The sequence below is a fragment of the Ferrovibrio sp. GW821-FHT12F09 genome (assembly GCF_058806775.1).
The window spans coordinates 222,691-233,757 of sequence record NZ_JBXAPZ010000003.1; the positions used below are offsets into that span (position 1 = coordinate 222,691).

Genomic DNA, 11,067 nt, shown 5'->3' on the forward strand with positions numbered 1-11,067 from the left:
CCCGCTCGCGACAAAGACACGAACTGGCTTAGCAGATTCGCGAGTGATTTGCAGGTTTCAAAAAACGCCGCAGCACTGGCTGCTGGCATTGGCCGCCACAATCAGGCGATCGCAACTTCCCGTTTGGCTGCAGGAGCAGGAGCGGGGCTGTCGCTCTGGGCAGTGCTGGTCGTCTGGGCCTTCGCAGGCTCGGCGGCCTTGTCGGAACCGCTGCCAATGATGCGGGGTTCGGCCTTATCGTTCTGCTTGTCGCTGCCTTCGGCGCGCAAATCCGAGTCATCGGGCAGGTTCTGCGCATACTCGCGAACCGCACGTGGACTTGGATATTGCTGCTGAACTTCGCCGGTCTGGCTATTGCGGATTTCGACAATCGCCAAGCGTGTCTCTACATCGAGCCTGATGAACGGGCTGACGAAAACGGCCAAGCCTCCCGTCGAGGAGACTTTCGTTTCAGCAGCTTCGTTGTCCGAGCGAACGGAGAGAGCCGCGGAACTAGCGGTTGTGGAGGTGTCTGTACTTCGAGCAGAGCGGGCAACTACACCGCTACTGCTCGACGAGGCGTAACTGCCTATGGTGTCGAGCGGCATGATGGGCTTCTCCCACGCCAGAACTTGGGTAACTCTGTATTCTGTTTACTATAATTGCCCCTGTCCCGCAAGTTGAAATTGTATGTGCCCTACAATCAAACGCGGTGGGTTGCGTTTGAGGCAATTGCCCGTTCCGGCGCCATGGTGCAAACTGGGGGCGTGAATCGAACGCGTCTTCTAATAAATTGAAAAACAAAGACTTTTGGAGAAAAAGATGGCGAAGGTGGCATTCATCGGTCTGGGTGTTATGGGCTTTCCTATGGCCGGGCACCTGACCAAGGCCGGGCATAGTGTAACGGTCTGGAATCGTTCCGCGGATAAGGCAGACCGTTGGGTGGCCCAGCATAAGGGGCAAAAAGGGTTAACCCCTAAGGAGGCTGCCACCGGCGCGGAATATGTCATGGCCTGTGTCGGCAATGACGATGATCTGCGGTCTGTCGTCTATGGCGAGACAGGGATTCTGGCCGGGCTCGCCAAGGGGGCTGTCTTCGTTGACCATACAACGGCATCGGCTGATGTTGCCCGCGAGATTGGCGAGAAGGCCAAGGCCAATGGTCAGGGTTTCATCGATGCGCCGGTTTCCGGTGGCCAGGCTGGTGCCGAAAATGGCCAGCTGACCATCATGTGCGGCGGTGACGAGCCGACCTATGAGAAGGTCAAGCCGGTGATCCAGGCCTATGCCAAGATGCAGAACCTGATGGGTGCGACCGGCAGCGGCCAGCTCACCAAGATGATGAACCAGATTTGTATCGCCGGTCTGGTGCAGGGTCTGTCCGAAGCGCTGGCTTTCGGTCGCGCCTCAGGGCTCGATCTGACCAAGGCAGTGGAAGTGATTTCCAAGGGCGCAGCCGGGTCCTGGCAGATGGACAACCGCCACAAGACGATGATCGAAGGCAAATTCGATTACGGCTTCGCGGTCGACTGGATGCGCAAGGACCTCGGCATCTGCCTGGCCGAAGCGCGCCGCAACGGTGCCAGCCTGCCGGTGGCGGCACTGGTCGACCAGTTCTACGCCGAAGTGCAGCAGATGGGGGGCAATCGCTGGGATACGTCCAGCCTGATCGCGCGTCTGGAGGCGACCAAGACCGCCAAGAAGTTCTGATTATCCGTGATGCCGGTGGCGGCGGCCCGTCAGGGCTGCTTGCCGTCGGCCATCATGCGGGCGACGTCACGCGCAAAGTATGTCAGCACGCCGTCGCAGCCGGCACGTTTGAAGGCGAGCAAGCTTTCAAAGGCCACCTTGGTGCGATCCAGCCAGCCACGTTCAGCGGCGCCGGCCAGCATGGCGTATTCACCGGAGACCTGGTAGGCGAAAGTCGGCAGGCGGAAAGCCTGTTTCACCCGCCAGCAGATGTCGAGATACGGCATGCCGGGCTTGACCATCACCATATCCGCGCCCTCGGCGACATCGAGAGCAACTTCGCGCAGGGCTTCGTCGCCATTGGCGGGATTCATCTGATAGGTGCGCTTGTCGCCCAGGCCGAGATTCACGGACGAACCGACGGCATCGCGGAACGGGCCATAGAAAGCGGATGCGTATTTTGCTGCATAGGCCATCAGTTGCACATGGCGGATGCCGTCGCGCTCGAAAGCGCCGCGGATCGCCGCGATGCGGCCATCCATCATGTCTGACGGAGCGATGATATCGCAGCCGGCCTGCGCCTGCACGATCGCTTGCTGGACCAGCAAAGCGACTGTTTCGTCATTCAGAATCACACCATCACGCAGCAGTCCGTCGTGGCCGTGACTGGTATAGGGATCCAGGGCCACATCGCACAGCACGCCGAGATTTTTGGTCGCAGCCTTTATAGCGCGGACACTGCGGCAGACCACATTATCGGGATTGAGACCTTCGCGACCGTCATCGCTTTTCAGCTTGGGGTCGGTGGCCGGAAAGAGGGCAATCGCCGGAATGCCAAGGGCTTCGGCTTCCTTCGCAGCAACGACTGCCGCATCGATACTCAGGCGTTCGACTCCCGGCATCGAAGGGATCGCGATATTGGCAGAGCCGTCGTGGACGAAAATCGGCCAGATCAGGTCATCGACGCTCAGGCGGTTCTCGGCGACCAGGCGGCGCGTCCAGTCGGACTGGCGCAGGCGGCGGGGACGGGAGACCGGGAATGGCGGGGGCGGGGTAATCGGATGGCTGCTCATTCACAGAGCTTTATCAAACCGCTCCTGAAACGCAATCCAGACCCAGGGAGAAGTACCCAGAATCCGGCCCAGACGCAGGGCAAGGCCGAAGGAAATCGGCCTTTGGCCGGATAGCACCAGTTGTAGCAGCCGGCGTGGCATGCGGGCTTCGCGATGGAACAGCTGGGGGTCTGAGCCGCGGGCGCTGATGGCGCGCTCCAGCAGGGTTCCAGGATGGATCGGTAGCATGATCGGACCTCCACGCCATGATGATGGCGGAGAATCATGCGCCTGGTTGGTTAATGTCCCGTAACGCCGCCACCGCCGCGCGGTGTGCGGCCTGCCAGACGATCGAACTGGCTGACCAGGTCTGCGACGTCTTTCTCCAGCGGTTCGGGCGGCAGCAGGGTGGCGGCATCGTTGGCTGCGGGCGGTGCCGGCTGTTTGACGGGCTGCTGGGCGGCCAGCTTGGCGGTGAGCTCGATATCCTCGCGGCACCGTACGGTGAACCAGAATGTCGAGCCTTCCCCCAGGGCGCTCACCATGCCGATCTCGCCGCCCATCAGATGCACCAGATGCCGGCAGATCGTCAGGCCCAGGCCGGTGCCGCCATAACGGCGGGTCATGGAGGCGTCGGCCTGGGTGAAAGGTTCAAAGAGCTTGTTCTGCTGGTCTGCTGCGATGCCGATGCCGGTGTCACGGATGGCGCAGTGAAGCATGAAGTCGCCGTTCTGCAGCGGCGTGGCGGTAATCGTTATGGTAACCAGGCCGTTCTCGGTGAACTTGATGGCATTGCCGATCAGGTTAATCAGGATCTGGCGCAGGCGCAGCGGATCGCCGATCACATGCTCGGGCACACCATCTGCGAGGTCGATGGTCATGCGGTTGTTATTGTCACGGGCGCGGGGCGTCAGAAGTGCGACAACATTATCGATGGCTGGGCGAAGGTCGAAATCGATCGCCTCGATCTGCAATTTGCCCGCTTCCAGTTTTGACACATCGAGAATGTCGTCGATCAGGCCGAGCAGATCGCGCGCCGACTGATGCGCCACTTCGGCATAGCGCTTCAGGGCCGGTTCCAGCTCACTGCGATGAATCAGGCTGAGCATACCGAGTACGCCGTTCATCGGCGTGCGTATTTCGTGGCTCATCATGGCCAGGAAACTGGATTTCGCGCGGTTGGCCGACTCTGCGGCATCTTTGGCCAGCGCGAGCGCCTGTGCCGTTTCAGCCAGCTTCACCGACTGTTCTTCAAGCAACTGGCGCTGTAGTTCCAGTTCGTTCATCTGACGGCGGATCTGGTCGACGTCTTCCAGGCTGCCGATCATGCTGACAGGTTTGCCGGTCTCATCCCTGCCGACCTCGGCGCGGGCCAGCACCCAGATGTAACGACCATCGGCACGGCGGATGCGGAACTCGATTTCATAAGGGATCGTCCCCCGCTGCGCATCCTTGGCGCGCCGCTCCACCATCTTGAAGTCATCGGGATGAATGAGCGTGTTGAAGGTCTCGATTGACATGCGCGATGTCAGCAGGTCATTGGCGTTGCCGTCCTGCAGATAGTTGGCGACGATCAGCAACTCGCCTGTTGCCAGGTTCCAGTTCCAGATGCCCAGGCGACTGCTGCGTGCAGCAGCCTTGAACAGGTTGTTGCTGGCTTCCAGGGCACTGCGCGCTGCTTCCATCGCACGCTGCTGGATGGTGACGCGCACGGCCAGGGCGATGAGGCCTGCGATCATATAGGTGGCGACAAGACAGGCCATGAAGGACAGCGCCGGCACCAGGGGGTGCGACGCGGTGGCGACATTCGCCTGCCAGAGAATGAACGATGCCAGGACGCCGCCAATCAAGACGACGGACTGGCCGATCAGCAGGGTGATCGGTGCAATCTGCGGTGACAGGTGGAAGGTGCGGGCAGCGCAGGCCGCGCCAAACAGCAGCAGGATTAAGGCACCGTCTGGCAGCGCCGCAGCATGGGCGGTCCATGACGGCCGCTGGGGCAGCAGGTCCAATGCGCCAATGGTCAGTGTCAGCGCCAGGGCCAGCAGGGTCATGGCGATGGACCAGCCCAGCGGCACGTTGGTGAGGGTTGCCCGACCGGCCGCGGGCACATAGAGCCGCGCGGCGGTCAGAAGATAGCCGAAGGCAACCAGCGGTCCCATATGGCCGGACCACAGACTGCTCAGGGCCAGAGGGGCGGCTTGTGTGGCCAACTGTAAATCGGCGTGCTGCAGGAATGCCAGCAGACCGACAATAGCCAGGCAGCCCATCGCGAGTGCCAGCATGCGTGACAGGCCGCCAGCCGTATCCCGGGTCAACAGGGACAATCCACCCAATGCGGCGCCAACAGCGATGTCGAGATGCGCCGGTGGTTTCCCTGGTAGCCAATCGATGTTCGGCATGCCGCCGATGAGGGGCAGGCCAAGCAGAACTGCGGCAATGGCGATCAGCAGTCCGGCCAATCCATAGGCAGCACCGCGCAAGGGCCAGCCGATGCCTGATTTCGCATCCGGCATTGGTTCAGCGGTTGGGGACGGCAGCATGGATAAGTATCATGAAGGCCAATGGAAACGGCCGCGAAGCTAGCATGGGGGGCTGGGCCGTGCGACTCTATTGAGGTGGCGTTACCCTTTTGGAGTAGGCGTTGACTGGTGTGTAGCGGGCGATTAAGACCCGTTAAAAGGGAGAAACAGATGCTGTTCGAGCTTTCCGAGGATCAGCGGGCCATACAGGATACCGCACGCCGCTTTGCCACGGATCGGATGCTGCCCAATGCCGCGAAATGGGACGAAAACAAACATTTCCCGGTCGAAGAACTGCGCGAAGCGGCAGCCCTCGGCTTCGGTGGCATCTATGTGCAGGATGATGTCGGTGGCTCCGGGCTCAGCCGCCTGGATGCCGCGCTGATTTTTGAGGAACTGGCGGCGGGTTGTACATCCACGGCAGCCTATATCTCGATCCATAACATGGCGGCCTGGATGATCGACCGCTTTGGCGGGGATGAACAGCGGCAGCGGTTCCTGCCTGACCTCTGCAGCATGCAGTCTTTTGCGTCCTATTGCCTGACCGAACCGAATGCCGGCTCGGATGCGGCTGCCCTGCAGACAAAGGCCGTGGACGCCGGCGATCATTATGTGTTGAACGGAACCAAGGCCTTTATTTCGGGCGGGGGGCGTTCGGATATCTATGTCTGCATGGTCCGCACCGGCGAGCCAGGTGCGCGTGGCGTCACCTGCCTGGTGGTGGAAAATGGCACGCCGGGCCTCTCTTTCGGTGCGCAGGAGCGCAAGCTTGGCTGGAACAGTCAGCCAACCGCCATGGTCATTTTCGAAGACTGCAGGGTTCCGAAGTCGAACCGCATCGGTGCCGAAGGCGAGGGATTTCGTATCGCCATGGCCGGACTCGATGGCGGCCGTATCAATATAGGCGCCTGTTCGCTGGGAGCCGCCAAAGCCTGTCTGAATACGACGCGCGAGTATGTCGTGAACCGCAAGCAGTTCGGTCATGCGATTGCCAGTTTTCAGGCGACGCAGTTCAAGCTTGCAGATATGGCCACCGATCTGGCGGCCGCCAGGCTGATGATTCGCCATGCTGCAGCTTTGCTGGATGCAAAAAGCCCGGAAGCGACCATGTATTGTGCTATGGCCAAGCGGTTCGCCACCGATGCAGGATTCGCGATCTGCAATGAGGCATTGCAGATGCATGGAGGTTACGGATACCTGAAGGATTATCCTGTGGAACGCTACTTGCGCGATGCCCGCGTCCATCAGATTCTGGAAGGCACAAACGAGATCATGCGCGTGATCGTTTCCCGTGCTCTCCTCTCCGGTTCATTCCACGATTGATTTTAATCTCAAGGCTCCCATGACACAGGATATTCTGTTTGCGGTTCACAACGGCGTTGCCGTCATTACGCTGAACCGCCCCAAAGCCCTAAATGCCCTTACCCATGACATGTGCGTGCCGCTGGAACAGCATCTGCGCGCCTGGGCGAGCGATTCTGCGATAAAGGCGGTAATCATAAAGGGCGAGGGTGACCGCGCCTTTTGTGCGGGTGGCGATATCCGCAAGCTGGCTGATCGCGGTCCCGAAGGGGCGTCTTACCGCAAGCAGTTCTGGCATGACGAATATCGTTGCAACACCCTGATTGGCGAATATCCGAAACCGTTCATTGCTCTGATCGACGGTATCTTCATGGGCGGCGGCGTCGGCCTTTCGGTTCACGGCAGCCATCGCATCATCAGCGAGCATGCCCATTTCGCCATGCCGGAAACCGGTATCGGTCTGTTCCCCGATGTCGGCGGCACGTATTTCCTGCCGCGCTGTCCGGGCGAACTCGGTCTTTACCTGGGTCTGACAGGTGCACGCTTGAAAGGGGCCGACATTATTACGGCAGGGGTGGCGACGCATTTCGTACCACGCGAGCAAATGGCGGCTCTGGAGCAGGCGCTGATCGCCGCATCCCCGGGTGATCCGTCTGCCGTGGATACTATCGTCGGGCAATTTGCGGGCGATCCGGGTGCTTCACCGCTGGCTGAAATCAAGCCGCAGATTGACCGACTGTTCGCCGGTCATAGCGTGGCTGAAGTCATGATGGCCCTGGAGACGGAAGCATCACCATTCTCCATCGAGCAGGCAGCAACGATCCGTGCCAAGTCACCCACGTCAGTGAAGCTGACCTTTGCGCAGTTGCGTCGCGGTCGGACATTATCCCTGCGCGACTGCATGAAACTGGAATGGCGCATGTGCAACCATGTCGCCCTGGGGCACGACTTCTACGAAGGCGTGCGAGCCGTCATCATTGACAAGGATCACCGCCCGAAATGGCAGCCGGCTAAACTGGAGGATGTCAGTGACGCCGCCATTGAGGCCTATTTTGCGCCGGTAGCCGAGGGCGAACTGCAATTCGGTTGAACGACAGAAAAATCCAGTGGAGGAACACATGGCGAGTATCGGTTTTATCGGCGTCGGCAATATGGGCGGGCCGATGGCGCGCAACCTATTGAAGGCCGGGCATGCGGTAAAAGCCTTCGATCTTTCAGCGGAGCTGGTGCAGAAGGTTGTCGAGTCCGGCGGCATCAAGGCGTCGAGCGCACAGGACGCCGCCACCGATGTGGATGCCGTGGTCAGCATGCTGCCAGCTGGCAAGCATGTGTTGAGTGTTTATACGGGAGAGAAAGGGATTCTCGCCGTCGCCAGGCCCGGCACCCTGTTCATCGACAGCTCGACTATCGACGTAAGGTCCGCCCGCGAAGCGATTGCCGCTGCTGAAGCGAAAGGCATGCTGATGCTGGATGCGCCGGTTTCGGGTGGGATCGCCGGCGCCGAAAATGCGGCATTGACCTTTATGGTTGGCGGTACCGATGCTGCCTTCGCCAAGGCCAGGCCGATCCTGGAAGCCATGGGAAAGAAGATTGTTCATGCCGGTGGAGCCGGAAACGGTCAGGTGGCCAAGATCTGCAACAACATGGTGCTGGGCATTACCATGGTTGGCATTTCCGAAGCCTTTGTGATGGCCGAGAAGCTGGGCCTGTCAGCGCAGGCCATGTTCGACATCGTATCCAGTTCGTCGGGCGGATGCTGGGCGTTGGCGAACCATTGTCCCGTACCGGGACCGGTACCGACGTCAGCCGCCAATCGGGACTATAAGCCGGGCTTTGCCGCCGAACTGATGCTGAAGGATTTGAAGCTGTCGCAGGAAGCGGCGCGCAGCGCCAAGGTGCAGACGCCACTCGGATCCGAAGCCACGGCGCTGTATGCCGAGTATGTCGATTCCGGAAACGGCCCCAGCGATTATTCCGGCATTATTCGTATGATCCGCGATCTGGGGTAAGCGGGGGATCAGCTTGCCTGCCGTTTTGGCGGGGTGAATTTCGCCTGGCTGCGGAGTTCATCCTTGCTGAGCGCAGTAATGAAATATGCGTCGGCGTCTTTACGCTCGAAACGTACCTGCTTCCACTCGATCTCAACTTTGTCTTCGGCGAGTCCCAACAGCTTGTCGACGCCGATGACCAGGGCAACCACGCGGCCGTCCCGGTCGATCACAAGGTTTTCGACTGTGCCGATTGCCTCGCCGTTTTCGTTGCGCAGTCTGGTGCCAATGGCAACGACCTGATCGCTGCTCAGCCGTGGCATATGCTCTTCAGCGGAGAAATCAGGGCTCTTGGATTTTTCACCGGCGGGAATACCCGGTTCGGCATTCGGGCCAGGCACTGCGGCCCGGGGCTGACGCGAAGCGGGTTCTTCCTGCTTGGGCGCAGGCTGGGCCTGACCGATAACCGGCTGAATGATCAGCAGAGCGGCGATGGCGGCGAGGGTGTAGCGCATCAGCGCCGTTCCGCGGTCACACTGACCGGCATGGCTTTCGGCATGCTGTAGGCGCCACCGGTCTGGCGCAGATCATCGCTCCAGAGACTTGCGGCCTGATGGCGCGGGGCTGTCTGGAACCATTCGTTGAAGGCGACAAAAGGCAGGGCGGCGATACAGGCGGCGAACAGGATCAGGATGGCTTCACGCATGGTTCTCTCCCTCGGGAGATGACCGTCCGTCAGTCAGGCGGTCATTCGTAAACCAAACGTTAATGCCGGGATGCGGTTCCCGGCCGGCCCTGCGATATAACTGTGAGAATACTCAGCCTGTAACAGGCAGAACGGCAGTGGCTTCGATTTCGACTTTGGCGCGGTCTTCCAGCAGGGCAGCCACCTGCACAAGCGTCATTGCCGGATAGTGACGGCCCAGAATCTCGCGGTAGACGGCGCCTAGTTCGGCATTGCGGGCCATGTAGTCGCGCTTATCGACCACATACCAGGTCAGACGGACGATATGCTCCGGCCGGGCCCCGGCTTCTGCCAGTACACGAACGATATTGCGCAGGGCCTGCCCGGTCTGATCGACAAGGTCGTCACTCTCGAACCGGGCGTCGGCTGTCCAGCCGATCTGACCGGCGACAAAAATCGTCGTGCCCTGAGCGGCGATGCCATTGGCGTAACCTTTGGGCTTTGCCCATTCCGCCGGATTGAGAGTTTTCATGCCACGCCTTCGGTGCGTCGGTGATTTTATTTTATATATAAAATAAATTGCCGGCGCGAGCAAGGGCAGACTTGCAGGCAGGAAATTATATTTCCGCAAAGCCGTGGGCGACGCAGCATGATTCGAATGAACAGATGGAAGTTGCATAACTCTTGAGCCGGCTTGTGAAGCGGTGGTAACAACGAGTCATGTCACACGCGACAGGGAGCGGTGGCGGGGAAGACGTAATCGTCGAATTCCGTCGCATCGGGGCGGCACTGCAGGTGATTGCGATTGATCCGGCAACCGGCATGGAAGTGTCCATGGTTGGCGACCCCCGTCTGTCGCAGCATGAACTCGCGCGATTGGCGGCGCAGAAGCTGCGCTACATGCTGAACAAACAGCAGGGCGACAACGGGGGCTAATGGAGTATTTTCTTCAACAGCTGATCAACGGTATCACGCTGGGTGCGGTCTACGCGCTGATTGCCATCGGCTATACGATGGTCTACGGCATCATCGGCATGATCAATTTCGCCCATGGCGAAATTTATATGATCGGTGCTTTCATCGCGGTCATCAGCTTCTCGATCCTCGGCCTTGTGGGAATTACCTGGGTCCCGTTTGCCCTGGTTGTCGTTCTCGTTGTCTCGATGGCCATTACCGGTCTTTACGGCTGGACCGTGGAGCGCATCGCCTACCGGCCACTGCGCGGCTCGTCGCGTCTGGCGCCGCTGATCTCTGCGATCGGCATGTCGATCTTCCTCCAGAATTACGTGCAGATTGCCCAGGGCGCCAAGATCAAGCCCTTGCAGCCCATGGTGCGTGGCGGCATCGAACTGGTGCGCGGCGAAACCTTCTCGGTCACGCTGAGCTATCTGCAGATCATGATCGTGCTGCTGACGCTGGCCCTGATGGCCGGGTTCTCCTGGCTGATTGCCGCCACGCCGCTGGGCCGGGCCCAGCGTGCCTGCGAGCAGGATCGCACCATGGCTGGGTTGCTGGGCGTCAATACCGACCGCACGATTTCACTGACCTTCGTACTGGGCGCGGTACTGGCGGCTGTCGCCGGCGTGATGGTCTCGCTCTATTACGGCGTCGTCGATTTCTACATCGGCTTCCTGGCTGGATTGAAAGCCTTTACCGCCGCCGTGCTGGGCGGCATCGGCAGCCTGCCGGGTGCCATGCTGGGCGGGTTACTGATCGGCCTGATCGAGGCCTTCTGGTCTGCGTATTTCAGCATCGAATACAAGGATGTTGCCGTCTTTGGCATTCTGGTCGTGGTGCTGATTTTCCGTCCCACCGGCCTTCTGGGCCGGCCGGAAGTGGAGAAGGTGTGA

13 protein-coding genes are annotated in these 11,067 nt (G+C 60.2%); 6 read left to right on the forward strand and 7 right to left on the reverse strand.

The features are described from left to right. Positions 1-101: 101 nt before the first annotated feature. Entirely contained in the window at positions 102-587 is a 486-nt protein-coding gene (locus tag AC1ROB_RS21335) for a hypothetical protein (protein WP_492973060.1), read from the reverse strand. A 214-nt stretch (positions 588-801) separates the two neighbouring features. Between AC1ROB_RS21335 and AC1ROB_RS21340 the strand changes: the two genes are divergently transcribed. Then, positions 802-1,689 carry an NAD(P)-dependent oxidoreductase gene (locus AC1ROB_RS21340; RefSeq protein WP_492973058.1) on the forward strand — a complete coding sequence of 296 codons (888 nt, stop codon included), beginning with the start codon at positions 802-804 and terminating at the stop codon, positions 1,687-1,689. 29 nt (positions 1,690-1,718) lie between these two features. On the opposite strand, the gene hemB is transcribed toward AC1ROB_RS21340, so the two are convergent. The 3 genes from hemB to AC1ROB_RS21355 are packed head-to-tail and all read right to left on the reverse strand — an operon-like array spanning position 1,719 to position 5,263. Next, entirely contained in the window at positions 1,719-2,741 is a 1,023-nt protein-coding gene (gene hemB / locus AC1ROB_RS21345; protein ID WP_492973057.1) for a porphobilinogen synthase, read from the reverse strand. Continuing rightward, positions 2,742-2,969: a helix-turn-helix transcriptional regulator gene (locus AC1ROB_RS21350; protein WP_492973056.1), complete on the reverse strand. Its 228-nt coding sequence runs from the start codon at positions 2,967-2,969 to the stop codon at positions 2,742-2,744. A gap of 50 nt (positions 2,970-3,019) precedes the next feature. Then, positions 3,020-5,263 (reverse strand): sensor histidine kinase, encoded by a 2,244-nt coding sequence (locus AC1ROB_RS21355; RefSeq protein WP_492973054.1) that lies wholly within the window; start codon positions 5,261-5,263, stop codon positions 3,020-3,022. Positions 5,264-5,413: 150 nt separating this feature from the next. Between AC1ROB_RS21355 and AC1ROB_RS21360 the strand changes: the two genes are divergently transcribed. Genes AC1ROB_RS21360 through mmsB form a run of 3 tightly spaced genes read left to right on the forward strand, consistent with a single transcriptional unit; the run spans position 5,414 to position 8,553 of the window. Next, entirely contained in the window at positions 5,414-6,565 is a 1,152-nt protein-coding gene (locus AC1ROB_RS21360) for an isobutyryl-CoA dehydrogenase (protein WP_492973053.1), read from the forward strand. 19 nt (positions 6,566-6,584) lie between these two features. Continuing rightward, a complete protein-coding gene (locus AC1ROB_RS21365) occupies positions 6,585-7,634 on the forward strand; it encodes an enoyl-CoA hydratase/isomerase family protein (RefSeq protein ID WP_492973052.1) in 1,050 nt (349 codons plus the stop codon). A gap of 28 nt (positions 7,635-7,662) precedes the next feature. Next, positions 7,663-8,553: a 3-hydroxyisobutyrate dehydrogenase gene (gene mmsB, locus AC1ROB_RS21370; RefSeq protein WP_492973051.1), complete on the forward strand. Its 891-nt coding sequence runs from the start codon at positions 7,663-7,665 to the stop codon at positions 8,551-8,553. Between the two features lie 8 nt (positions 8,554-8,561). Here mmsB and AC1ROB_RS21375 read toward each other — a convergent pair whose 3' ends face one another. The 3 genes from AC1ROB_RS21375 to AC1ROB_RS21385 all read right to left on the reverse strand — a co-directional run bounded on the left by AC1ROB_RS21375 (position 8,562) and on the right by AC1ROB_RS21385 (position 9,749). Next, complete coding sequence (locus AC1ROB_RS21375; protein WP_492973050.1) at positions 8,562-9,047, reverse strand: PRC-barrel domain-containing protein; 486 nt, start codon at positions 9,045-9,047, stop codon at positions 8,562-8,564. Next, entirely contained in the window at positions 9,047-9,238 is a 192-nt protein-coding gene (locus AC1ROB_RS21380) for a hypothetical protein (protein ID WP_492973048.1), read from the reverse strand. Before AC1ROB_RS21380 ends, AC1ROB_RS21375 begins: the two co-directional genes overlap by 1 nt. A 112-nt stretch (positions 9,239-9,350) precedes the next feature. Continuing rightward, the gene (locus AC1ROB_RS21385; protein ID WP_492973047.1) at positions 9,351-9,749 is read right to left on the reverse strand and encodes a RidA family protein; all 399 of its coding nucleotides are present in this window, start codon (positions 9,747-9,749) and stop codon (positions 9,351-9,353) included. Between the two features lie 188 nt (positions 9,750-9,937). Here AC1ROB_RS21385 and AC1ROB_RS21390 point away from each other — a divergent pair, with 188 nt between their 5' ends. Together AC1ROB_RS21390 and AC1ROB_RS21395 are read left to right on the forward strand one after the other, a co-directional pair. Next, a complete protein-coding gene (locus AC1ROB_RS21390; RefSeq protein WP_492973045.1) occupies positions 9,938-10,153 on the forward strand; it encodes a DUF6898 family protein in 216 nt (71 codons plus the stop codon). After that, a complete protein-coding gene (locus AC1ROB_RS21395) occupies positions 10,153-11,067 on the forward strand; it encodes an ABC transporter permease subunit (RefSeq protein WP_492973044.1) in 915 nt (304 codons plus the stop codon). Before AC1ROB_RS21390 ends, AC1ROB_RS21395 begins: the two co-directional genes overlap by 1 nt.

Excerpts from the sequence above, each read along its gene's own strand:
- AC1ROB_RS21335 (WP_492973060.1), bottom strand. The coding sequence starts at position 587 with ATGCCGCTCGACACCATAGGCAGTTACGCCTCGTCGAGCAGTAGCGGT.
- AC1ROB_RS21340 (WP_492973058.1), top strand. The coding sequence starts at position 802 with ATGGCGAAGGTGGCATTCATCGGTCTGGGTGTTATGGGCTTTCCTATG.
- hemB (WP_492973057.1), bottom strand. The coding sequence starts at position 2,741 with ATGAGCAGCCATCCGATTACCCCGCCCCCGCCATTCCCGGTCTCCCGT.
- AC1ROB_RS21350 (WP_492973056.1), bottom strand. The coding sequence starts at position 2,969 with ATGCTACCGATCCATCCTGGAACCCTGCTGGAGCGCGCCATCAGCGCC.
- AC1ROB_RS21355 (WP_492973054.1), bottom strand. The coding sequence starts at position 5,263 with ATGCTGCCGTCCCCAACCGCTGAACCAATGCCGGATGCGAAATCAGGC.
- AC1ROB_RS21360 (WP_492973053.1), top strand. The coding sequence starts at position 5,414 with ATGCTGTTCGAGCTTTCCGAGGATCAGCGGGCCATACAGGATACCGCA.
- AC1ROB_RS21365 (WP_492973052.1), top strand. The coding sequence starts at position 6,585 with ATGACACAGGATATTCTGTTTGCGGTTCACAACGGCGTTGCCGTCATT.
- mmsB (WP_492973051.1), top strand. The coding sequence starts at position 7,663 with ATGGCGAGTATCGGTTTTATCGGCGTCGGCAATATGGGCGGGCCGATG.
- AC1ROB_RS21375 (WP_492973050.1), bottom strand. The coding sequence starts at position 9,047 with ATGCGCTACACCCTCGCCGCCATCGCCGCTCTGCTGATCATTCAGCCG.
- AC1ROB_RS21380 (WP_492973048.1), bottom strand. The coding sequence starts at position 9,238 with ATGCGTGAAGCCATCCTGATCCTGTTCGCCGCCTGTATCGCCGCCCTG.
- AC1ROB_RS21385 (WP_492973047.1), bottom strand. The coding sequence starts at position 9,749 with ATGAAAACTCTCAATCCGGCGGAATGGGCAAAGCCCAAAGGTTACGCC.
- AC1ROB_RS21390 (WP_492973045.1), top strand. The coding sequence starts at position 9,938 with ATGTCACACGCGACAGGGAGCGGTGGCGGGGAAGACGTAATCGTCGAA.
- AC1ROB_RS21395 (WP_492973044.1), top strand. The coding sequence starts at position 10,153 with ATGGAGTATTTTCTTCAACAGCTGATCAACGGTATCACGCTGGGTGCG.